Raw genomic sequence first — 21,376 nt, forward strand, 5'->3', positions numbered from 1 at the left:
GCGGCGCCGAAGAAGGTCAGGTCGCCGTCGACCCGCTCGGACTTGGCGGCGGCGGCGTAGGTGAGCTGGCGGGCGGCCTCCAGCTTCATGGCCATGTCGGCGAGCATGAACTGCACGCCCTGGAAGTCGGCGATCGGCTTGCCGAACTGCTTGCGCTCGCCGACGTAGCCCTTGGCGTAGTCCAGGGCGCCCTGGGCGACGCCGAGGGCCTGGGCGGCGATGGTGATGCGGGTGTGGTCGAGGGTCTTCATGGCGGTGGCGAAGCCGGTGCCCTCGGCGCCGATCATGCGGTCGGCGGGGATGCGGACGTTGTCGAGGTAGACCTCGCGGGTGGGCGAGCCCTTGATGCCGAGCTTCTTCTCCGGGGCGCCGAAGGACACCCCCGGGTCGGACTTCTCCACCACGAACGCGGAGATGCCCTTGGAGCGCTTGTCGGGGTCGGTGACGGCCATCACGGTGTAGTACTCCGACACGCCGGCGTTGGTGATCCAGCGCTTGACGCCGTTGAGCACCCAGAAGTCGCCGTCGCGTACCGCGCGGGTCTTCATCCCGGCCGCGTCCGAGCCGGCGTCGGGCTCGGAGAGGGCGTAGGAGAACATCGCCTCGCCCTTGGCCAGGGGGGCGAGGTACTTCTTCTTCAGTTCCTCCGAGCCGGACAGGATCACCGGCAGCGAGCCCAGCTTGTTGACCGCCGGGATCAGCGAGGAGGAGCAGCAGGCGCGGGCGACCTCCTCGATCACGATCACCGTGGCCAGCGCGTCCGCGCCGGCGCCGCCGTAGCTCTCGGGCACGTGCACGGCGTGCAGGTCGTTGGCGACCAGCGCGTCCAGGGCCTCCTGGGGGAAACGGCCCTCCTCGTCCACCGCCGCCGCGAACGGGGCGATCTTCGCCTCCGCGAGGGCACGCACCGACTCACGGAGCATGTCGTGCTCCTCCGAGGGCCGATAGAGGTCGAAGTCAGTCGTACCCGCCACGTTCATTCACTCCCACACTTGCTAACTACCGTTAAGTAACTCGAATGGTAGGGCGTGACCGGGCCCCGGACCAGGGCCCGACTATGCTCGGGCAGGCATTCCGCCCGACGTTCCCATGGAGTCCCGCATGGCCCTCAAGATCACCGTGATCGGCACCGGCTACCTCGGCGCCACCCACGCCGCGGCCATGGCGGAGCTGGGCTTCGAGGTGCTCGGCCTGGACGTCGTCCCCGAGAAGATCGAGATGCTGTCCGCCGGACGCGTCCCGATGTACGAGCCGGGCCTGGAGGAGCTGCTCGCGAAGCACGTGGCCGGCATCGAGGGGTCGAGCGGGCGGCTGCGCTTCACCACCTCCTGGGAGGAGGTCGGCGCCTTCGGCGACGTGCACTTCGTCTGTGTGAACACCCCGCAGAAGCACGGCGAGTACGCCTGCGACATGAGCTACGTGGACGCCGCCTTCGCCTCCCTCGCCGGGGTCGTCCGCGACGGGGCCCTGGTCGTCGGCAAGTCGACCGTGCCGGTCGGCTCGGCCGAGCGGCTCGCGGCGCTCCTCCCGGAGGGCGTCGACCTCGCCTGGAACCCCGAGTTCCTGCGGGAGGGCTTCGCCGTCCAGGACACCCTGCACCCGGACCGGATCGTGGTCGGCGTGCGCGGCTCCGGCGAGCGGGCCGAGAAGACGCTCCGCGAGGTGTACGCGGTCCCCGTCGGCGAGGGCTCGCCGTTCGTGGTGACCGACTTCCCGACGGCCGAACTCGTGAAGACGGCCGCCAACTCCTTCCTGGCCACGAAGATCTCCTTCATCAACGCGATGGCGGAGGTCTGCGAGGCCGCCGGCGGCGACGTCGTCAGGCTCGCGGAGGCCATCGGCCACGACGACCGGATCGGCGCCAAGTTCCTGCGCGCCGGCATCGGCTTCGGCGGCGGCTGCCTCCCGAAGGACATCCGGGCCTTCATGGCCCGCGCGGGCGAGCTGGGCGCCGACCAGGCCCTGACCTTCCTCCGCGAGATCGACTCGATCAACATGCGGCGGCGCGGCCAGATGGTCGAGCTGGCCCGCGAGGCCCTCGGCGGGTCCACCTTCCTGGGCCGCCGGGTCGCCGTGCTCGGCGCCACCTTCAAGCCGGACTCGGACGACGTCCGCGACTCCCCCGCCCTGAACGTGGCCGGCCAGATCCACCTCCAGGGCGGCCAGGTGACCGTCTACGACCCGAAGGGCATGGAGAACGCCCGCCGGGTCTTCCCGACCCTCGGCTACGCCTCCTCCGCCCTGGAGGCGGTGCGCGGGGCGGACGTGGTGCTGCACCTGACCGAGTGGCGCGAGTTCCGCGAGCTCGACCCGGCGGAGCTGGCCGGGGTCGCCTCGACGCGGGTGATCCTCGACGGCCGCAACGCCCTCGACGGGGAGCGGTGGCGGGCGGCCGGCTGGACGTACCGGGCGATGGGCCGCCCGACCGCCTGACGGTACGGGACGGAGGGGCGCACCTGGTGCGCCCCTCCGTCCCGTCCGCGTACGGCTCAGGCCGCGGCCCGCCGGATCCGGTTCGTCCGGGACAGGAACTCCGTCTCCCGCAGCGCCCGGGTGGCGTTGCCGTGGGCGAGGCCGACCAGTTCCTGCGCGGTCCAGCCCCGGCGGAGCAGCTCGGCGAAGAGCGGTGCGTAGCCGACGGCCGGGGCGGTGGTGTGGGAGACGCCGACGCACTGCGGGCCCGCCCCCGCCCGTACCCGGTCGAGGGCGTCGGCGGCGGCCGCCGGGTCCTCGGTGACGGTGACCATGAGGACGGCGCCGTTCCCGCCGAGGAGGCGCAGGACGTCGTCCGGCAGGGCCTCCGGAGCCGCCCTGGTCAGCAGGGCGGGGGCGCGGGTGACCGCGAGGGCGCTGCGGACCGTGTCCGGGTCGGCGCCGGAGAGGTCCACGGCCAGGCCGATGCGGTTCATCTCCCGTACGGCGTCGCGGGCGAAGCGGTCGAAGCAGGTGAGGTTCACGGCCCGCACGCCCAGGGCGTGGTAGGCCCGCAGGGTGGCGGCCGAGCCGCCGAGCGCCGTCCAGCCGACCGGGCCGAGCAGGGCGGCGACGCGGCCGCAGTTGCGGGCGTCGGCCAGCTCGGAGGAGGTGTGCGCGAGGCGCAGGTCCTCGGGGCAGGTGGCGACGAGGGCGCGGACGGAGTCGATCCGCCGCAGGGTCCCGATGACGCCCTCGTCCGCCTCGACGTGCAGGGACCAGAGCTGGGCCCCGGCCTCCCGGGCGCGGACGGGCGGCAGGTCCTCGGGGTCGAGGGACTCGGGAAGCTCGGTGTGCCCCTCGGTGACGGGCTGGGCGGCCAGGAGGGCGCGGGCCCGGGCCGTCTCGTCGAGCGGCGGGGGTGGTGGGTCCGGGGGCGTGGGCGGCGGGGACGGGTCCGGGGGCGTGGGCACGCCGGCGGCAGGGGCGGTGGAGAGGGTGGGATGGTCGTCTAGCAGTTCCGCCATGGTGTGACTCCGGACTCGGCGATGCAGTACCGCCCCGCCGAGCGCGGCGGGGCGGTACCGTCCACCGTGCCACCGGCCCCCTCGGGGGGCTCGGTGGGCTGGACCGTCCGGGTGACGACAGGCCCTACGGAGCGTCGAGCGCGTCGATCGTCGCGTTCGACGGGGCCGTGCGGGCCTTCAGGTCGCGGGAGACCGCTTCCGCGTCCCTCAGGGCGCGGACCGCGTTGGACCAGGTCAGCTTGGCCAGGTCCGGGCGGGACCAGCCGCGGTCCAGGAGCTCCGCGATCAGGTTCGGGTAGCCAGCGACGTCGTCGAGGCCGGCCGGGGTGAAGGCCGTGCCGTCGTAGTCGCCGCCGATGCCGATGTGGTCGATGCCGGCGGCCTCGCGCATGTGGTCGAGGTGGTCGGCGACCGTGGCGGCGGTGGCGACCGGGCGGGGGTTGGCCTCCTCGAAGGCGCGGTGCAGCCGCATCGCCTCGGGGGTGGTGTCGAGGTGGTCGAAGCCGTGCGCCCGGAGGTTGTCGTCCGCCCGGGCGGTCCACTCGACGGCCGCGGGGAGGATGAACTTGGGCACGAAGGTGGCCATCGCGACGCCGCCGTTCGCGGGCAGCCGCTCCAGGACGTCGTCCGGGATGTTCCTCGGGTGGTCGCAGACCGCCAGGGACGAGGAGTGCGAGAAGATCACCGGCGCCGCCGTGGCGTCGAGCGCGTCCCGCATCGTCGTCGCGGCGACGTGCGAGAGGTCGACGAGCATGCCGGAGCGGTTCATCTCGCGGACGACCTGCCGGCCGAAGGCGGAGAGTCCGCCGACGCCGGGCTCGTCGGTCGCCGAGTCCGCCCAGTCGTTGTTGTCGTTGTGCGTGAGCGTCATGTAGCGCACGCCGAGGGCGTGCAGCGCGCGCAGGGTGGCGAGGGAGTTGTTGATCGAGTGGCCGCCCTCGGCGCCCTTGAGGGAGGCGATGCGGCCCTGCTTCCGGGCCGTCTCCATGTCGTCCGCCGTGAGGGCCGGGGCGAGGTCGGCGGCGTACCGGTCGAGGAGCTGGTCGACGACGTCGATCTGCTCCAGGGTCGCGCTGACCGCGTCGTCCCCGGCCAGCCGGCAGGGCACGTACACCGACCAGAACTGGGCGCCGACGCCGCCGGCCCGGAGCCGGGCGAGGTCGGTGTGGAGCGCGCCGGTCTGGTCCGCGCCGATGTCCATCCGATCCAGGTCGTAGCGCACGTGCTCGCGCAGCGCCCACGGGAGGTCGTTGTGGCCGTCGACGACGGGGTGGCCCGCGAGCAGCTCGCGGGCCTCCTCCAGACGGTCGGCCGCGGTCACCTGGCGAAGCCGAAGGACGCCGCGCCCTCGACCTTGGCCCGCAGCCGCTTGCCCTTCTCCGTGGCCTGGTCGTTGAGCTCCTGCAGGAACTCGGTCATCCGGGTGCGGAGCTCGGCGTCGTGCGCGGCGAGGATCCGGGCCGCGAGCAGGCCCGCGTTGCGCGCGCCGGCGACGGAGACCGTGGCGACGGGGATGCCGGCCGGCATCTGCACGATGGAGAGCAGCGAGTCCATGCCGTCGAGGTACTTCAGCGGCACCGGCACGCCGATGACCGGCAGCGGGGTGACGGAGGCGAGCATGCCCGGGAGGTGGGCGGCGCCGCCGGCGCCCGCGATGATCGCCTGGAGCCCGCGGCCGGCGGCCTCCTCGCCGTACGCGATCATCTCGCGCGGCATCCGGTGCGCGGAGAGGACGTTCACCTCGTACGGGATCTCGAACTCGTCGAGGGCCTGGGCCGCGGCCTCCATGACGGACCAGTCCGAGTCGGACCCCATCGCGATGCCAATGAGCGGATTACTCAACGATCGTTCCTCGCAGATAGCCGGCGGCGTGACGGGCGCGCTCCAGCACGTCGTCGAGGTCGTCGCCGTAGGTGTTGACGTGGCCCACCTTGCGACCGGGCTTCACGTCCTTGCCGTACATGTGGATCTTGAGCTGCGGGTCCCTGGCCATGCAGTGCAGGTACGCGGAGTACATGTCCGGGTAGTCGCCGCCCAGGACATTGCACATCACGGTCCACGGCGCGCGCGGGCGCGGATCGCCGAGGGGCAGGTCGAGAACCGCCCGGACGTGGTTGGCGAACTGCGAGGTGATCGCCCCGTCCTGGGTCCAGTGGCCGGAGTTGTGCGGGCGCATCGCCAGTTCGTTGACGAGGATGCGGCCGTCCTTCGTCTGGAACAGCTCGACGGCGAGGTGGCCGACGACGCCCAGCTCCTTGGCGATCCGGAGGGCCAGCTCCTGCGCCTGCCCCGCGAGCTCCTCGTCGAGGCCGGGCGCGGGCGCGATGACCGTGTCGCAGACGCCGTCGACCTGGCGGGACTCGACGACGGGGTAGGCGACGGCCTGGCCGTGCGGGGAGCGGACGATGTTCGCCGCGAGCTCGCGGACGAAGTCGACCTTCTCCTCGGCGAGGACCGGGACCCCGGCGCGGAAGGGGTCGTGGGCGTCCTCGGGCGTGCGGACGAACCAGACGCCCTTGCCGTCGTAACCGCCGCGCACGGTCTTCAGGATGATCGGGAAGCCGCCGACCTCGGCCGCGAAGGCCGCGGCGTCGGCCGGATCGGCGACGATGCGGTGCCGGGGGCTGGGCGCGCCGATCTCGTCGAGCCTCGCACGCATCACCCCCTTGTCCTGCGCGTGCACGAGGGCCTCGCGGCCGGGGCGGATGACGACGCCGTCCGCTTCCAGGGCCGCCAGGTGCTCCGCGGGCACGTGCTCGTGATCGAAGGTGATCACGTCGCAGCCGCGCGCGAAGTCACGCAGCGTGTCCAGGTCGCGGTAGTCGCCGAGGACGACCTCGCTCACCACCTGGGCCGCGGAGTCCTGCGGGGTGTCGCTGAGGAGCTTGAACTTGATGCCGAGGGGGATGCCGGCCTCATGGGTCATACGGGCGAGCTGCCCGCCTCCGACCATGCCTACTACGGGGAACGTCACCCTCTTAGGGTATCCGCACCATCGGGGAACACTCGTCCGGCTGTGCTTTGGCACAAGTTCCGGGTGGGTGGGGCATGCCCGGGAAACGGGTTGTCCACAGGTTTGCGAGCTACACGGGCGGGTGACAGGGGCCCTGGTTAGCATGGATGGGTTGACGTCGCCCGGACGTCATCCGGACGGACGGACACTGCGATCACCATGAGTGAACCCGGCGCACTGCGTATGCGACTCGAGGGGCTCTTCCGCGAGGTCGCCAAGTTCGGTGCCGTGGGTGCCGTCGGGGTCCTGGTCGACCTCGGCGTGTTCAACCTCGTCCGTCACTTCTCGGAGCTGCCGGTCGTGCGGGCGAGCATCGTCGCCACCGTGGTGGCGATCGTGTTCAACTACCTCGGCTTCCGTTACTTCACCTACCGGGACCGGGACAAGAGCAGCCGCACCAAGGAGCTGGTGCTCTTCCTCCTCTTCAGCCTGGTCGGCCTGGTGATCCAGAACGGCCTGCTGTACGCGGCGACGTACGGCTTCGGCTGGGACTCCCCGCTGCAGAGCAACTTCTTCAAGTTCTTCGGCATCGGCGTCGCGACGCTGTTCCGCTTCTGGTCGTACCGCACGTGGGTGTTCCGCGCACTGCCGGCGAAGGAGGCCGTGCAGACCGCCGAATCGTTCCTGGAGAAGCCCCCGCGGCAGACGGTCCGCCGCCAGCCGGACCACGTCTGACCTGCCCTTTCGCCGCCGGGGGCCCTCGAGCGTGGGCTACCGTACGGGGCGGTCCTGCGGCTCCGTCGTGACGCTCCTGACCTCGCGGCTCAGGAAGAGCGCGAAGACCGGCGGCTGCTGCTGGAGCAGTTCGAGACGCCCGCCGTCCGCCTCCGCCAGGTCCCGGGCCACCGCCAGGCCGATCCCCGTCGAGCTGCGCCCGCTCACCGCCCGCTCGAAGATCCGCGCGCCGAGGTCGGCGGGGACGCCCGGGCCCTCGTCGGTGACCTCGATCACCGACTGGTTGCCGGTGACGCGGGTGCGCAGGGCGACCGTGCCGCCGCCGTGCATGAGCGAGTTCTCGATCAGGGCGGCGAGGACCTGGGCGACCGCGCCCGGGGTGCCGACCGCCCGCATGCCCTGCTTGCCGGAGTGCACGATGGCCCGCCCCGCGCTGCGGTAGGCCGGGCGCCACTCCTCGATCTGCTGCTTGATGACCTCGTCCAGGTCGAAGGCGACGGCGGAGCCGGTGCGGGGGTCCCGGGCGTTGGTGAGGAGCCGCTCGACGACGTCGGTGAGCCGCTCGACCTGGGTGAGCGCGATCGTCGCCTCCTCCTTGACCGTGTCCAGCTCCTCGGCGAGGGCGACCTCCTCCAGGCGCATGGAGAGCGCGGTGAGGGGCGTACGGAGCTGGTGGGAGGCGTCGGCGGCGAGCCGGCGCTCGGCGGTGAGCATCCGGGCGATGCGCTCGGCGGAGGCGTCGAGGACGTCCGCGACCCGGTCCAGCTCGGGCACCCCGTACCGCTTGTGCCGGGGCCGCGGGTCGCCGGAGCCGAGCCGCTCGGCGGTCTCGGCGAGGTCCGTGAGCGGGGACGCCAGCTTGTTCGCCTGCCGTACGGCGAGGAGGACGGCGGCGACGACCGCGAGCAGGGCCACCGCGCCGATGATCAGCAGGGTGCGGCCGACCTCGGCGGTCACCGCGGAGCGGGACTCCTCGACGACCACGGTCTCGCCGCGCTCGCCGTGGGCGGTGCCCCGGATGGCCTCGCCGTCGGGGCGGGTGCCGATCTCGATGGCGTCGCGGCCGGGGATGCTGATCCGGGCGTACCGCTTGGCGCCGCCCTGCTCGGCGAGGATGTCCGGGTTGACCGGCTCGCCGCCGATGAGCCGGCTGTCGACGATGGAGACGAGCCTCAGCGCCTCCGAGTCCACGCTCTCCTGGGCGCTGCTGGAGATCGTGCGGGTCTCGACGGCGACCAGGGAGACGCCGAAGACGGCGATGACGACGAGGACGACGGCGAGGGTGGAGTTGATCAGGCGGCGGCGCATGGGCCCTCCGGGGGGTGCTGGGAGTGCGGCGTCCCTGGGGTGCGGGCCCGGGTGCGGGGGCGGCCCCGGGGTGCGGGTTCAGGCGCGGGAGCCTGGGCCCGGCAAGGGGCGCCGTCCCGTTGTGCCCACCCTCCCCCAAGCTCTCGGCTTCGCTCGAGCAGGGGGGACCCCCTTGCCCCAGCGGAACAGTTGCCCACAACGGGGTGGGCGGGGCGGAGGTCGGGGACGGCGGGTTAGCTCTTCTCGAAGCGGAAGCCGACGCCTCGGACCGTGGCGATGTAGCGGGGGTTCGCCGCGTCGTCGCCGAGCTTCTTGCGCAGCCAGGAGATGTGCATGTCGAGGGTCTTGGTGGAGGACCACCAGGTGGTGTCCCAGACCTCGCGCATCAGCTGGTCGCGGGTGACGACCCGGCCGGCGTCCCGGACCAGGACGCGGAGGAGGTCGAACTCCTTCGCGGTGAGCTGGAGCTCCTCGTCGCCCATCCAGGCGCGGTGCGACTCGACGTCGATCCGGACGCCGTGGGTCGCGGGGGCGACGGCGGGCTCGGTGGAGCCGCGCCGGAGCAGGGCCCGGACGCGGGCGAGGAGCTCGGCGAGCCGGAAGGGCTTGGTGACGTAGTCGTCGGCGCCCGCGTCGAGCCCGACGACGGTGTCGACCTCGTCGGCGCGGGCGGTGAGGACCAGGATCGGCACCGTGTGGCCCTCGGCGCGCAGCCGGCGGGCGACCTCCAGGCCGTCCATGCCGGGCAGGCCCAGGTCGAGCACGACCAGGTCGACGCCGCCCTGGAGGCCGGCGTCGAGGGCGGTGGGGCCGTCCTCGCGGACCTCGACCTCGTACCCCTCTCTCCGCAGGGCGCGGGCCAGCGGCTCCGAGATGGATGCGTCGTCCTCGGCGAGCAGTACACGGGTCATGGGGTGATGGTAGTCCGCACGGCGCCCGGGCCGGGGCGGGATCCGCAGGGCCCGGATGACCCCTGGGGATCTTGTGGGCATCCATCAGATGACCTTCGAAAGATCGCGTACGGTTCCCTTGTCGCCTGTGATCCATGTCTCAAGTCCTTCCATATCCGACCCTGTCGTGTCGTATGGTGGCGATACGTCAGTAGCGGTAATCGGGGACCTTTGGCCAGCTTCGCGCGCCAAGGTCCTCTTTCTGCGTAGGGTCGGCCCGGCCGAACCTGGAGACGGTGAAGACCTGTGGGCCGGGTCCCGGAGCGCGCACACGCGCCTGCCGGGGCGTGGATCCCGGCGGAGTCCCTCGACCCCGCCGGTGCCGGCCTCCCCCACCGGGCGCATCACGCTCACAAGGCGTGCGTCCCGACAGAGCAAGGATCGACATGGCGTCCAGCCTGACGACGGCTTCGAACGGAACCTCTGATTCCGGGAAGACGTTCTTCGGCCACCCCCGTGGTCTGGCCACCCTCTTCATGACCGAGATGTGGGAGCGCTTCTCCTACTACGGCATGCGGGCCCTTCTCGTTCTGTACCTGGTCTCCGGCGGCGCGGACGCGGCGACCGGCAGCCAGGGTGGCGGCCTCGCCATGACGGCGGCCACGTCGACGGCCATCTACTCGGTGTACGTCTCGATGGTCTACCTGATGGCCATGCCCGGCGGCTGGTTCGGCGACCGCGTCTGGGGCGCCCGCAAGACCGTCACCATCGCCGGTTTCGTGATCATGGCCGGTCACGCCTCGCTGGCCATCCCCGGCCAGGCGATGTTCTTCGTCGGCCTGGCGCTGGTCGCCGCCGGCTCCGGTCTGCTCAAGGCCAACATCTCCACGATGGTCGGCCACCTCTACGACGGCCCGGACGACCCGCGCCGTGACGGTGGCTTCACGCTCTTCTACGTCGGCATCAACCTCGGCGCCTTCCTCGCCCCGCTGGTCATCGGCACCGTCGGCGAGAACTACAACTGGCACCTGGGCTTCCTGCTCGCGGCCGTCGGCATGGCCCTGGGCCTGGCCCAGTTCCTGTACGGCAGCCGCCACCTGAACGAGAAGAGCAGCGTCGTCCCGAACCCGCTCGACGCCGCGGAGCGCAAGGCGATCCTGGTGAAGGTGTGCCTCACGGTCGTCGCCGTCGCCGTCTTCTACGGCATCGTCGTCGCCGCCGGCATGTACACCCTGAACTGGGCGCTGGTTCCGATCACCCTCGCCGGCCTGATCATCCCGATCGCCGTGATCGTCCGCATCAAGCGCGACAAGGACCTGACCAAGACCGAGCAGTCGAAGGTCTCCGGTTACATCTGGTTCTTCGTGGCCGCGGCCGTCTTCTGGATGATCTACGACCAGGGCGGCTCGACCCTGTCCCTCTTCGCGGACAGCAAGACCGCCGACCACATCGGTCCGCTCAGCTTCCCGGCCACCTGGTTCCAGTCGCTGAACCCGCTGTTCGTCATGGCGCTGGCCCCGGTCTTCGCCTGGCTGTGGCTGTGGCTCGCCCGCCGCAACCAGGAGCCGAGCACGATCGTGAAGTTCTCGCTGGGCCTCCTCGGCATCGGCATCTCGTTCTTCGTGTTCCTCGCCCCGATCGGCCTGGCCGGCGACGGCAAGGTCAGCCCGATGTGGCTGGTCGGCATCTACATGATCCAGACCATCGCCGAGCTGTGCCTGTCCCCGGTCGGCCTGTCGCTGACCACGAAGATGGCCCCGCAGAAGTACGCCTCGCAGATGCTGGGCGTCTTCTTCCTCGCCGTCACCGCCGGTGACTGCACCACGGGTCTGCTCTCCCTCGCGGGCGTGGACCTGAACGGCACGGGCATCATCGCCCTGGAGGCGGCGGCCGCCACTCTCGCCGCCTTCGCGATCTTCATGTACCGCAAGAAGGTCCGGGCGCTCATGGGCGACGTCCACTGACGTCCGTCCGTACGCCTCGGAGGGCCGCCGCACCGGGTTCGGTGCGGCGGCCCTCCGCCGTTTCCGCCCGCCTACCTGCGCAGCCGCGCCCAGGGGGTGAAGGTGAAGACCGCGCCGCCGACGAGGACGATCGTGCCCGCGACGAGGGCGAGGGCGCGCAGGGCGCCGTCGTTCTCGGCGCCGGTGTGGGCGAGGCTCCCGCCGTCGGAGCCGCCGGAGCCGCCGGAGCCGGACCCGGACCCGGAGGAGCCCGAGGCGGTGCTCGTGTCCGTCCCGCCGTCGGAGCCGCCGGAGGCGCCACCGGCCTGCTTGCTCGTGTCCAGCGTCAGGGAGGCCTGCACGGCGCCCTTGACCTGGCAGGGGATGACGATCGGCGAGCCGCCGAGCGAGACGCTGATGGTGAGCGCGCCGGGGCTGAGGGTGGACCTGCCCGTCGCTCCGGGGGTGTAGGTGCCCTTCATGTCGGGCAGGTCGACCGGCTTGCCCGCTTCGAGGGGGGCCGCGTTGGCGGGGCCGGTGACCTTCACCGTTCCGCTGTCGGCGCCGCCGAGCCCGACCGCCATGGACGGCTTGAGGGCGCCGGCGGGCAGGGCCGCCGGGCTGTCCATGACGCCCTTGGCGGTCTTGACCGTGAGGTCGTAGCCGTTGCCGTTCTTCCTGGCGTCGATCGTCACCTTGGAGGCGATCGAGGTGGGGCCGGGGGGCTGGCAGGAGAACTGGACCGCGACCTGCTTGCCGGGGAAGTCGGTCTGCCCGCCGGAGCCGCCGCCTGAGCTTCCGCCGGAGCCTCCGGTGCCGCTTGTTCCTCCTGTTCCTCCTGTTCCTCCCGTTCCTCCGGAGGAGCTGGTCGCGGAGCCGCCGGTGTTGTTCGAGCCGCCGCCGGTGGAGCTCGTACCGCCGCCGGAGGTGGTCGTGGAGCCGCCCGAGGTCGTACCGCCCGACGTGGTCGTCGTACCGCCCGACGTCGTCGTCCCCCCTCCCCCGTCCGTGACCTTGATCGTCGCGCCGACCGGCACCGCCTCCTTCGGGGAGCACTTGGTGTCCGTCGACAGGGGCTTGGAGACGTTGATCGTGTACTTGCCGGGCGTCAGCGTGATCTCGCCCGCCTTCTCCAGCTTCAGCTTCCCCTTCATGTCGGGCAGGACCATCGGGGAGTTCTTGGGGATCGGCGGGTTCTGCCGGGGGCCCTCCATCGCGACGGTCCCGCTCCCGGCGCCGCCGACGGTGAGGACGCCGGTCGGCTTCACCGTGTCCTTGCCGAGGTCGAGGACGTCGGGGTTCTTCGAGGCGGCCTGGACCGTCTTCCAGACGATCTCGACCTCGTCGCCGACCTTGGCCTCCGCGGGTGCGGTGATCAGCACCTTCGTCGTGCCCTGGACGGGCGGAAGGCCCGAGATCGACGGCGGGATGCACTCCGTCGCATAGCTCACCTCGGCGGCCTGGGCGGGGCCGGCGGCATACAGGATCCCCGCGCCGCCGAGCATCAGCGCGACTCCGGCCGCGCTCATCCTCCGTTGCGTACTCACACCTGTCCCTTCGTCGTCGGGCTGCTGCTCTCTGGCGCTGACGGTGCGGAGTCAGGGCTGAACCACGGCAGGGCCGCGGTCGTCTCCCCGTCCCCCGGTGCGGGGGCGGAAGCGGGTGTACGGGCCGGGGCGCGGCGACGCGGGCGCGCCCTCGCCCGGGTCCTGGCGGCCGGGGCCCGGCCGGCCCCGGAAGCGGGCCGCGCGCGGTCGACCACGGCCATGCCGATCCGGAACAGCGCGGCGGGCACCACGACGGCGAGGAGCACCCAGAAGAGGGTCACGCCCCAGGGCCTGCCGACGCCCCAGGGCTGCTCGACGAGGAGCTTGCCCGCGTACTTCACGGAGACCTGGTAGTCGCCGTGCGCGCCGGCGGTGAGCTCGGCGGGGAGGCGGATCAGGGCCTTCCCGCCGGGTTCGATCGTGCCGCGCCACTGGCGTTCCTCGTACTGCGGGGCGAAGACGCCGTGGCTGGTGCCGACCTGGAAGACCGGGTCCTTGACGGGGGCCGGGCCGAGGTTGCCGACGGTGAGGACGACCTCGCGGCGCGGGGGCGCCCCGAACCAGACGAGGAGCCCGCTGGAGCCGTCGAGGCGTACGGCGGCGAGGACGGCGAGGCGGCCGTCGCCGGAGGCTTCGGGGAGCGGGGCCGTGGGGTGGCCGGCGACCGCGAACTCCTTGTCGACGGCGTCCTGTTGTCCGGTGACGCCGGCGACGTGCACCACGCAGGGGCAGGGCTCGGGCGGTTCGGCGACGGGGAGCTTCGTGCTGAACGCGCCCCTGGCGTCGACGGTGGCGGCCCGGCCCTCGGCGTTGGCGCAGGAGTTGGTGCCGCCGATGACGCCCTTGCCGGGGGCGCCCTGGCCGCAGATCAGGAGCATGAGCAGCGCGCCGGGCTTCCAGCCGCTGCCGCTGACGGTGATCTCGCCGCCCTTGCCGCCCTCGGTCTTCGAGAGCTCGACCACCGGCCCCGGGGCCGCCGTCGCCGCGGGGAGGGCGGGCAGCAGGACGAGGGCGAGGGCGGTGAGGAGTGCGGCGGCCGTACGGATCGTCCTCATGGTGCCTCCGGCGCCGGCTGGGTACGGGACTTTCCGCGCCGCCGTAGCGCGTACCCGGCTCCGGCCGCCGCCGCGACGAGCAGTCCGGCCGCTCCCGCCGACGCGGGGCCCGAGGCGAAGGCGGCCTCGGTGCGGGCGGTGGCGGGGGCGGCGCCCGGTGCGGTGGCCGTCAGCCGGACGGTGACGGAGTCGAGGGCGGGCGGGTCGGGCCAGGGCTCGGTCCGGGTGGCCCGCTCGCCGGGGCGCAGGGTGAGCGGCAGGGCACGGTCCGGCCGGTCGAGGACGGTGCCGAGGAGGCCCTCGGCGCGGACCGCGAGGCGCGGGGCGAGGACCGTGGTGCCGCGGTTGACCAGGGTGTAGCGGAGGTCGCCGGTGGCCCCGTCGACGTGGACGTCCTCGACGGTGAGCGCGGCGAGGCGCGGTCCGCTGACCCGTAGCCGCAGGTCGACGCGGACCTCCCGGCCGGCGGCCGAGGCGCGGACGGTGCCGCGGTGTTCGCCGGGCGGGGTGTCCGCGGTGACGGTCACGGCGAAGGGCACGTCGGCCCGGGTCCTGGCGGGCACGCGTACGGTCCGCGCGGCGAAGGACACCGGGGTGCCCTGGCCGGTGAGGCGGACGGTGAGCGGTGCGGTGCCGGGGTTGGTGACCGACAGGGTGTCCTGGAGGACGCTGCCGGCCGGGCCCTCCAGGTAGGCGTACGGCCGTCCGGCGGCGGGCGCCGCCGTCCAGTCCCCGGCGCCGGGGGGCGCCGCCGCGACCGCGCCGAGGAGGGCGACGGCGGCGGCCACGAGCCCGGCGCGGGCGTGCGGCCGCATCAGCGTGCCGTGCGCCGCGTGAGCCAGAGGACTCCGGCGGCGCCGGTCAGCAGGACGGTGCCGCCGAGGGTGCCGAGCGCCGGGGCGGAGTCCAGCGGGCCGGTCCTGGGCAGCTGGTCGCCGTCGCTGGCGGGCGGCGGGGCGTCGTCCTCCGAGCCTCCGCCGGCGACCCCGGTGACCTGGAGCTCCAGCGACGGCTTCGGGTTGTTCTTCGGTGTGCAGACGGCCGCGTCCATGCCGAGGGCGTGCACGGTGAGGGTGCCCGCCGTGAAGGTGACCCTGCCGTTCTTCTTCGGGGTGAACGTGCCGGTCAGCGTGCCGATCCTGATCGGGGTGTCGGGCGGGACGGCGGCCGTGTTCGGCGTCCCCGTGACCTTCACCGTGCCGCTCGCGTCCCCGCCGAGGACGAGCTCGGCGCGCGGGGTCATGACGCCCTTGGGGAGCTCGACCGGGCTGTCGGAGACGCCTTTGTCGAACGACATGGTGATCGTGTAGCCGCCGCCGCTCTTCACGGCCTTGATGTCGACGGGCGAGACGGCGTTCTTGGGGCCGATCTTCGTCTCGCAGGCGTAGTCGACGTCGACGACGGCCGCCCGGGCGGCCGGTGCTCCGGCCAGCACGGTCGCGCCCGCCACCGCGGCCGCCGCCGTGAGCGCGGCGGTCGTTCTCCTCCGGTTCGGCACCTTGGACACCCCGAGCACCCCTCACCGCAACGTAACTGACGGTCTTTCAGATTGGCCGTCAAGGTACGCCCGGGGCCCTGAGGAGGGAAGGCAGGGGAAAGGGTGAACTTGTGAAGGTCCTAAACGGGTGCGGCCAGTTCGGCCCAGACCGTCTTGCCGGGGGCTCCCGGGGTGCGGTCGATGCCCCAGTCCAGGCAGAGCCGCTGCACGATGAACATGCCGTGGCCGCCCGGCCGCCCGGACCGGTGCGGGGTACGCGGCGCGGGCTGTCCGGCGCCGCGGTCGGTGACTTCGAGGCGCAGCGTCCGGGGCATCCGCAGGACGCGCAGCCGCTCGGGGCCCTCGGCGTGCAGACAGGCGTTGGTGACGAGCTCGGAGACGACGAGCAGGACGTCCTCGGCGGCGGCCCTGCGGTCGGCGGTGGCGGCCGGCAGCCAGCCCCACTCGTGGAGCGCCGTCCGCGTGAAGTCGCGCGCGAGCGGCACGGTGCCGCTGGTCTCGCCGAGGGCGAGCGTACGGACGTCGGAAGCTTGGTCCATCAACGCTTCACCTCACCTATCGACGGGACGGAGGAACAGGAATGTACGAGCACCACGGAGCGTGGCCGAGCGGTCGTGCGACGTGGCGGCCTCAGTCCGGGAGGGCTGTGGCGAGCGTCTCGTGGACGGTGAAGACGGCGTCCGCGCCCGTGATGTGGAACACCCGGGCCACCGCGGGCGGCATCGCCACCAGATGGACGCCGCCGCCGGCCGCGTCCGCCCTCAGCCGGGCGCCGAGCAGCACGTTGAGCCCGGTCGAGTCGCAGAACTCCAGGCCCGAGCAGTCGACGACGAGCCGCGCGCTGCCCTCGTCGAGGGCGTCGTCCAGGGGCGTGCGCAGCAGGTCGGCGGTGTGGTGATCGAGCTCACCGACGGGCGTGAGGAGCGTGCTCCCCGCCACGTCCCGGACCTCGACCCGCAGTCGCGCGGGCGGCGCGCTGCCGATGTGTTGGCGGTCCATGGCCGTGCCTCTTTCGCTCTCGCGGATGCCGACTGACGTGCCTCGAACCCTACAAGCGGCACGCCCTTCCATGCACACGAGGTACCGCGCATATCGGAACGAAAGGGATTATTGCCACTTGCAACCATCCGGGTCGACCGGGTAGGGCTAGAAGGGAACATCCGACCCGGCCGGCTTTGGAGGCGCCGCAAACCGCAGCGAGAAGCACCAGAAGGAGACCCATGTCACCCCGGCTCGACGCCCCGCGTACCCCCGACGCGCCGTCGGCAGTGCTCCCCCAGCACTCTGTCCCCCCTGTCGTCGACCTGCCCGACCGACTGATCGACACGCCGCTCGACCGGATCGGCCCGGTCGACGCCCGCGCCCTGTCGAAGCAGCTCTTCGCCCGGCTCTCCGAGCTGGAGGAGGGCACCCATGAATACGCGTATGTCCGCAACACCCTCGTCGAACTCAACCTCGCCCTCGTCAGGTTCGCCGCCGCCCGGTTCGGCACCCGCAGCGAACCCATGGAGGACATCGTCCAGGTCGGCACCATCGGCCTCATCAAGGCGATCGACCGCTTCGAACTGACCCGGGGCGTCGAGTTCCCGACCTTCGCGATGCCGACGATCATCGGCGAGATCAAGCGCTTCTTCCGCGACACCTCGTGGTCCGTGCACGTGCCCCGCAGACTCCAGGAGCTCCGGCTCGACCTCGCCAGGGCCGGTGACGCGCTCGCCCAGCGCCTCGACCGCGCCCCGACCGTCGCCGAACTCGCCGAGGAGCTCGGCATCGAGCAGCAGGAGGTCGTCGAGGGCATGGCCGCCAGCAACGCCTACACCGCGGCCTCGCTCGACGCACAGCCCGACGAGGACGACGGCGCCGGCGGCGAGGCCGCGCTCGCCGACCGGCTCGGCTACGAGGACCACGGCCTCACCGGCATCGAGTACATCGCCTCCCTCAAGCCGATGATCGCCTCGCTGCCCGCCCGCGAGCGGCAGATCCTCTCCCTCCGCTTCGTCTCCGGCCTCACCCAGTCGGAGATCGGCGCGGAACTCGGCATCTCGCAGATGCACGTGTCCCGGCTGCTCTCCCGCACCCTCGGCCGGCTGCGGCGCGGGCTGACGCTGGAGGAGTGACCTCCACCGGCACCGCCGGGCTTCCGGAACGGCCGCGGAAGGGCCCGTTCACGGTCTGACGACCCTGGACGGGCCCTTCGCCCTTGCGGGGTACGGCGGCCGGGCCGGCGGAATCGAGGTGCCCGCCCCACGAGACCACCGCTACGGTGCAGGTCCCCGGCCCACGCAGAGAGAGCGAACCGCCATGACCGCCCGCCCCCGCCCGACGACGACCCTGTGGCGCCCCACCGGCCCCGAGGAGCTGGAGCTCGTGAGGGAGTCGGGTTGGCGCGCGTGGCCGGCGCGGCTGCCGGAGCAGCCGATCTTCTACCCGGTCCTCAACGAGGAGTACGCGGTGAGGATCGCCCGCGACTGGAACGTGAAGCACAGCGGCGTCGGCTACGTCACCCGCTTCGAGGTCGACACGGAGTTCCTCCGCAGGTACCCGGTCCAGCAGGCGGGCGGCCGGACGATCCTCGAACTGTGGGTGCCGGCGGAGGAGCTGGACGAGTTCAACGCGCACGTCGTGGGCGAGATCGAGGTCGTCCACGAGTTCCGCTGACGGCGCTCAGGACGCGGGCCGGGCGGCCGTGAACGACGCCTGGTGGGCGAGGCGTTCGTCCGCGGCGGCGCCGAGGCGTTCGAGCAGTTCGTCGAGGGCGAGGAACTCCTCCCAGCGGGACCTGCCGGTCGCCTCGGTCAGCCGGGCCACCACCAGGTCCTCCAGCTCGGGGACCCGCTTGTTCTTCCAGATCTTGTCGGCCGTGCTGACCAGGAGGTCCTCCAGGGTCGCCCCGGAGTCCGTCCACGTCGCGTGGGTGGCCGCGAAGCGGGCCAGGTCCGGGGCGAAGCCGTGGGCCGCGAGGAGTTCCCTCCCCGCCTCCTCGTGGAGGGAGCCGGGGCCGGAGAGTTCGGCCGGGTGCACGACCTTGCCGATGTCGTGGGTCGCCGCCCCGAACAGGACGGCCTCCCGGTCGACGGCCAGGCCCGGACAGCGGTCCTCCGTCCAGGCGACCAGGTGCCGGGCGACGTCGTGGACCGCGCGCAGGTGGGCGGCCAGGCGGGGCGGGGCGTCGAGGGTGCGGAGGAGGTCCGCCACGACGTGCGGGAGCGGGTGGAGCGGCGGGTCCGCCGGATCGTGCAGCGCTCGGGACAGTTCGTCGTCTGACGGTCGCATCCGGTCAGACTACGGGGCGGCGGGTGTTCAGTCCCCGAGAGCCAGCCGGAGGCCGAAGGCCGTGATGACCGTGCCCGTGAGGCGGTCGAGGGTGCGGCGGGCCGTGGGGCGGCGGAGCCAGCCGGAGAGGAGGCGGGCGCCGGCGATCAGGGCGGTGGACCAGAGGAGGCCGAGGAGGATGTGCTCCGCGGTGAGGAGGAGGCCCATCGCCAGGTGGTTCACATCCGCCGGCAGGAACTGCGGGAGCACCGCCACGTAGAAGGCGCCCACCTTCGGGTTGAGCAGGTTCGTGAGGGTGCCCTGGCGCCAGCCGGCCGTGAAGGTGTCCGGGGCGGCCCGTTCCTGGGCCGCCTCCTGCGCCGGGTGTCCGCCGAACGTCTTCCTCAGCATCTGGACCCCCATCCACACCAGATACGCCGCGCCCGCCCAGCGCAGCGCCTCGTACGCCAGGTGGGAGGCCGTGAGGAGCGCGGTCACGCCCAGGGAGGTGAGCGCGCCCCAGGCCAGGACGCCCGTCTGGATGCCGAGGACGACGCCCCAGGCCCGCGCGCGGTGCCCGAGGGCCGCCGTGCGGAGGATCAGGGCGGTGTCGAGCCCCGGCGTGAGGGTCAGGAGACCCACGACCAGGGCGAAGGACCAGAGCGCGGTGGAAACGGTCATGGGCCGAGCGTAGGGCCCCGCCCTCAGCCGCGGCGCTTCACGTCCGGGCAGCGGACGTCCGGGGAGGCGCCGTACGGGTCGAAGCTCGTCCGGGTGCCGTCGTAGCTGCCCGAGAGGCACAGGAAGCCGCCCATGGACCGGAGGTCCAGCGTGAACTCGACCTTTCCGTTCACCTGCCGGGGGCCGTGGACGCGGTAGGGGACGTCGTAGCCGATGCCCTTGAGGGCCTTCTCCACGGCGGCCGGGGTCGCGGCCGTCCCGCCCTCCAGCGCCTTCGCGATGCGCTTGCCGTGGAGCGGCGCCACGCACTTGTCGCCGCTCTCCAACTCGACCTCCTGCCTGGCCTGTTCGAAGTTCCAGGGGCTCGGGGAGGGCGGCGGCGGGGCATCGGTCGGGAGCTCGACCGGGTCCTCGGAGGGCGGGACGTCGGTGGACGGCGGACCGTCCGGCTCCAGCGGCGGCCCCGGCGGGAGTCCCTCCATGCACGGTTGGGCGACGGTGACCATCAGCCGCATGAACCGCAGCTCGGCCGCCTGCTCCTCGGGCGTGCGGGCGGGGTCGTCGGCGGGGTCGGTGGCCGGCGCGGTGGGGGTCGCGGACCGGCTCGCGGCGGGGGTCGCGGACCGGCTCGGGGTGGGACGGGCCGCCTGCCCGGCCCCCGGCCCCGACGGGGTTCCGCTCCCCGCCCCCTCCGTCCCGCAGGCCGTGAGGGCGAGGGCGCACAGGGCCGCCAGTGCCGTACCGCGGCCGACTCGGCCCTTGCGTACCGGAGTTGTCTTCATGGGGCGAGTGTCGGCCGTTCCCGTCCCGGCCCGCCTGAGTACGGCTACTCAATCCCCCCGCCCGGGCACTCAGACCGTCCGCGCGCCCTTCCGCCAGACCTCCGCGACCAGCGGCACGCCCGGACGGTAGGCCAGGTGGACGTGGGACGGGGCGTCGAGGACGACGAGGTCCGCGCGGGCGCCGACGCCCAGCCTGCCGACGTCGGTGCGGCGCAGGGCCGCCGCGCCGCCGGCGGTGGCGGACCAGACCGCCTCGTCCGGCGTCATCAGCATGTCCCGGACCGCGAGGGCGATGCAGAACGGCATCGAGGACGTGAAGGACGAGCCGGGGTTGCAGTCCGTGGACAGGGCGACCGTCACGCCCACGTCGATGAGCCGGCGGGCGTCCGGCCACTCGGCGCGGGTGGAGAACTCGGCGCCGGGCAGCAGGGTCGCGACCGTGTTGCCCTGGGCGAGGGCGTCGATGTCGGCGCTCGTCAGATGGGTGCAGTGGTCGGCGCTCGCCGCGTCCAGCTCGACCGCGAGCTGCACGCCGGGGCCGTACGAGAGCTGGTTGGCGTGGACGCGCGCCTGCAGGCCCTTCGCCATGCCGGCCTTGAGGATCGCGCGGGCCTGGTCGCCGTCGAAGGCGCCCTTCTCGCAGAAGACGTCCACCCAGCGGGCGTACGGGGCGCAGGCGTCCAGCATCTCGCCGGTCACCAGCTTCACGTACCCGGCCGGGTCGTCGGAGTAGTCCGGCGACACGATGTGCGCGCCGAGGTAGGTGACCTCGTCGGTGTGCTCGGCGGCGATGCGCAGGGCGCGGGCCTCGTCCTCGACGGTCAGGCCGTAGCCGGACTTGGTCTCGAAGGTGGTGGTGCCCTGGCGCAGGGCCTCCCACATGTAGCGGGCCACGTTCGCCGAGAGCTCCGCGTCGGTGGCGGCGCGGGTCGCCGCCACGGTCGTGCGGATGCCGCCCGCCTTGTACGGCTGGCCGGACATGCGGGCGTTGAACTCGGCCGTGCGGTCGCCGGCGAAGACGAGGTGCGAGTGGGAGTCGACGAAGCCGGGGATGACGGCGCGGCCCTGCGCGTCGACGGCCTCGTCCGCGGCGGGGGCCTGCGCCGCCGGGCCCGCCCAGGCGACGGTCTCGCCGTCCAGGACGAGGGCGGCGTCCTCGATCAGGCCGAGGGGGCCTTTGCCGAGGGTGGGGTCGTTCGTGACCAGGCTGCCGATGTTCGTGATCAGCGTCGTCGTCATGCGTTGCTCTCCGGTGGGGGCGGGCGGTTCGGGTGCGGGCCGGTGGCCGGGTT

The 21,376-nt window shown here is 72.8% G+C and carries 22 protein-coding genes; 5 read left to right on the top strand and 17 right to left on the bottom strand.

Annotation, left to right across the window (positions count from 1 at the left end; all coding sequences use genetic code 11):
* Nucleotides 1-974: acyl-CoA dehydrogenase family protein (locus ABZ318_RS09290; protein ID WP_356901856.1), on the bottom strand; the 974-nt coding region annotated here is incomplete at its 3' end.
* A 127-nt stretch (nt 975-1,101) separates the two neighbouring features.
* Between ABZ318_RS09290 and ABZ318_RS09295 the strand changes: the two genes are divergently transcribed.
* Nucleotides 1,102-2,433, top strand: coding sequence for a UDP-glucose/GDP-mannose dehydrogenase family protein (locus ABZ318_RS09295; RefSeq protein ID WP_356901857.1), 1,332 nt, complete (start codon nt 1,102-1,104; stop codon nt 2,431-2,433).
* Between the two features lie 56 nt (nt 2,434-2,489).
* On the opposite strand, the gene ABZ318_RS09300 is transcribed toward ABZ318_RS09295, so the two are convergent.
* The 4 genes from ABZ318_RS09300 to ABZ318_RS09315 form a co-directional block, all read right to left on the bottom strand.
* Complete coding sequence (locus tag ABZ318_RS09300; protein ID WP_356901858.1) at nt 2,490-3,440, bottom strand: membrane dipeptidase; 951 nt, start codon at nt 3,438-3,440, stop codon at nt 2,490-2,492.
* A 124-nt stretch (nt 3,441-3,564) separates the two neighbouring features.
* Nucleotides 3,565-4,761 (bottom strand): dipeptidase, encoded by a 1,197-nt coding sequence (locus ABZ318_RS09305; RefSeq protein ID WP_356901859.1) that lies wholly within the window; start codon nt 4,759-4,761, stop codon nt 3,565-3,567.
* Nucleotides 4,758-5,255 (bottom strand): 5-(carboxyamino)imidazole ribonucleotide mutase, encoded by a 498-nt coding sequence (gene purE, locus ABZ318_RS09310; RefSeq protein ID WP_356901929.1) that lies wholly within the window; start codon nt 5,253-5,255, stop codon nt 4,758-4,760. The genes ABZ318_RS09305 and purE overlap by 4 nt, the downstream gene beginning before the upstream one ends.
* A 19-nt stretch (nt 5,256-5,274) precedes the next feature.
* Nucleotides 5,275-6,414, bottom strand: a complete 1,140-nt coding sequence (locus ABZ318_RS09315; RefSeq protein WP_356901860.1) for a 5-(carboxyamino)imidazole ribonucleotide synthase — start codon at nt 6,412-6,414, stop codon at nt 5,275-5,277.
* 198 nt (nt 6,415-6,612) lie between these two features.
* Between ABZ318_RS09315 and ABZ318_RS09320 the strand changes: the two genes are divergently transcribed.
* Entirely contained in the window at nt 6,613-7,128 is a 516-nt protein-coding gene (locus ABZ318_RS09320; protein ID WP_356901861.1) for a GtrA family protein, read from the top strand.
* 36 nt (nt 7,129-7,164) lie between these two features.
* On the opposite strand, the gene ABZ318_RS09325 is transcribed toward ABZ318_RS09320, so the two are convergent.
* Together ABZ318_RS09325 and ABZ318_RS09330 are read right to left on the bottom strand one after the other, a co-directional pair.
* Nucleotides 7,165-8,436 carry an ATP-binding protein gene (locus ABZ318_RS09325; protein WP_356901862.1) on the bottom strand — a complete coding sequence of 424 codons (1,272 nt, stop codon included), beginning with the start codon at nt 8,434-8,436 and terminating at the stop codon, nt 7,165-7,167.
* Between the two features lie 233 nt (nt 8,437-8,669).
* The gene (locus tag ABZ318_RS09330; RefSeq protein ID WP_030690380.1) at nt 8,670-9,347 is read right to left on the bottom strand and encodes a response regulator transcription factor; all 678 of its coding nucleotides are present in this window, start codon (nt 9,345-9,347) and stop codon (nt 8,670-8,672) included.
* A gap of 425 nt (nt 9,348-9,772) precedes the next feature.
* On the opposite strand from ABZ318_RS09330, the gene ABZ318_RS09335 reads away from it, so the two are divergent.
* Entirely contained in the window at nt 9,773-11,290 is a 1,518-nt protein-coding gene (locus tag ABZ318_RS09335) for an oligopeptide:H+ symporter (protein WP_356901863.1), read from the top strand.
* 71 nt (nt 11,291-11,361) lie between these two features.
* On the opposite strand, the gene ABZ318_RS09340 is transcribed toward ABZ318_RS09335, so the two are convergent.
* The 6 genes from ABZ318_RS09340 to ABZ318_RS09365 form a co-directional block, all read right to left on the bottom strand.
* Nucleotides 11,362-12,798 carry a hypothetical protein gene (locus ABZ318_RS09340; RefSeq protein WP_356901864.1) on the bottom strand — a complete coding sequence of 479 codons (1,437 nt, stop codon included), beginning with the start codon at nt 12,796-12,798 and terminating at the stop codon, nt 11,362-11,364.
* Between the two features lie 14 nt (nt 12,799-12,812).
* Nucleotides 12,813-13,871, bottom strand: a complete 1,059-nt coding sequence (locus ABZ318_RS09345) for a hypothetical protein (RefSeq protein ID WP_356901865.1) — start codon at nt 13,869-13,871, stop codon at nt 12,813-12,815.
* Entirely contained in the window at nt 13,868-14,686 is an 819-nt protein-coding gene (locus tag ABZ318_RS09350; protein WP_356901866.1) for a hypothetical protein, read from the bottom strand. Before ABZ318_RS09350 ends, ABZ318_RS09345 begins: the two co-directional genes overlap by 4 nt.
* Complete coding sequence (locus tag ABZ318_RS09355) at nt 14,686-15,369, bottom strand: peptidase (RefSeq protein ID WP_356901930.1); 684 nt, start codon at nt 15,367-15,369, stop codon at nt 14,686-14,688. The genes ABZ318_RS09350 and ABZ318_RS09355 overlap by 1 nt, the downstream gene beginning before the upstream one ends.
* A gap of 119 nt (nt 15,370-15,488) precedes the next feature.
* Nucleotides 15,489-15,908, bottom strand: a complete 420-nt coding sequence (locus tag ABZ318_RS09360) for an ATP-binding protein (RefSeq protein WP_356901867.1) — start codon at nt 15,906-15,908, stop codon at nt 15,489-15,491.
* A gap of 91 nt (nt 15,909-15,999) precedes the next feature.
* Complete coding sequence (locus tag ABZ318_RS09365; RefSeq protein ID WP_356901868.1) at nt 16,000-16,368, bottom strand: STAS domain-containing protein; 369 nt, start codon at nt 16,366-16,368, stop codon at nt 16,000-16,002.
* Between the two features lie 221 nt (nt 16,369-16,589).
* Here ABZ318_RS09365 and ABZ318_RS09370 point away from each other — a divergent pair, with 221 nt between their 5' ends.
* Together ABZ318_RS09370 and ABZ318_RS09375 are read left to right on the top strand one after the other, a co-directional pair.
* Entirely contained in the window at nt 16,590-17,486 is an 897-nt protein-coding gene (locus ABZ318_RS09370) for an RNA polymerase sigma factor SigF (RefSeq protein ID WP_356901869.1), read from the top strand.
* Between the two features lie 184 nt (nt 17,487-17,670).
* Nucleotides 17,671-18,027, top strand: a complete 357-nt coding sequence (locus ABZ318_RS09375; protein ID WP_356901870.1) for a hypothetical protein — start codon at nt 17,671-17,673, stop codon at nt 18,025-18,027.
* Between the two features lie 6 nt (nt 18,028-18,033).
* Here the strand turns inward: ABZ318_RS09375 and ABZ318_RS09380 are convergent, their stop codons facing one another.
* The 4 genes from ABZ318_RS09380 to hutI all read right to left on the bottom strand — a co-directional run bounded on the left by ABZ318_RS09380 (nt 18,034) and on the right by hutI (nt 21,323).
* Nucleotides 18,034-18,642 carry an HD domain-containing protein gene (locus tag ABZ318_RS09380; protein ID WP_356901871.1) on the bottom strand — a complete coding sequence of 203 codons (609 nt, stop codon included), beginning with the start codon at nt 18,640-18,642 and terminating at the stop codon, nt 18,034-18,036.
* Nucleotides 18,643-18,669: 27 nt separating this feature from the next.
* Entirely contained in the window at nt 18,670-19,302 is a 633-nt protein-coding gene (locus tag ABZ318_RS09385) for a LysE family translocator (protein WP_356901872.1), read from the bottom strand.
* A gap of 23 nt (nt 19,303-19,325) precedes the next feature.
* Nucleotides 19,326-20,084, bottom strand: coding sequence for a hypothetical protein (locus ABZ318_RS09390; RefSeq protein ID WP_356901873.1), 759 nt, complete (start codon nt 20,082-20,084; stop codon nt 19,326-19,328).
* A 69-nt stretch (nt 20,085-20,153) separates the two neighbouring features.
* Nucleotides 20,154-21,323: an imidazolonepropionase gene (gene hutI / locus ABZ318_RS09395; protein WP_356901874.1), complete on the bottom strand. Its 1,170-nt coding sequence runs from the start codon at nt 21,321-21,323 to the stop codon at nt 20,154-20,156.
* Nucleotides 21,324-21,376: the final 53 nt, after the last annotated feature.

This window comes from Streptomyces sp. NPDC006197 (genome assembly GCF_040613865.1).
GTDB lineage: Bacteria > Actinomycetota > Actinomycetes > Streptomycetales > Streptomycetaceae > Streptomyces.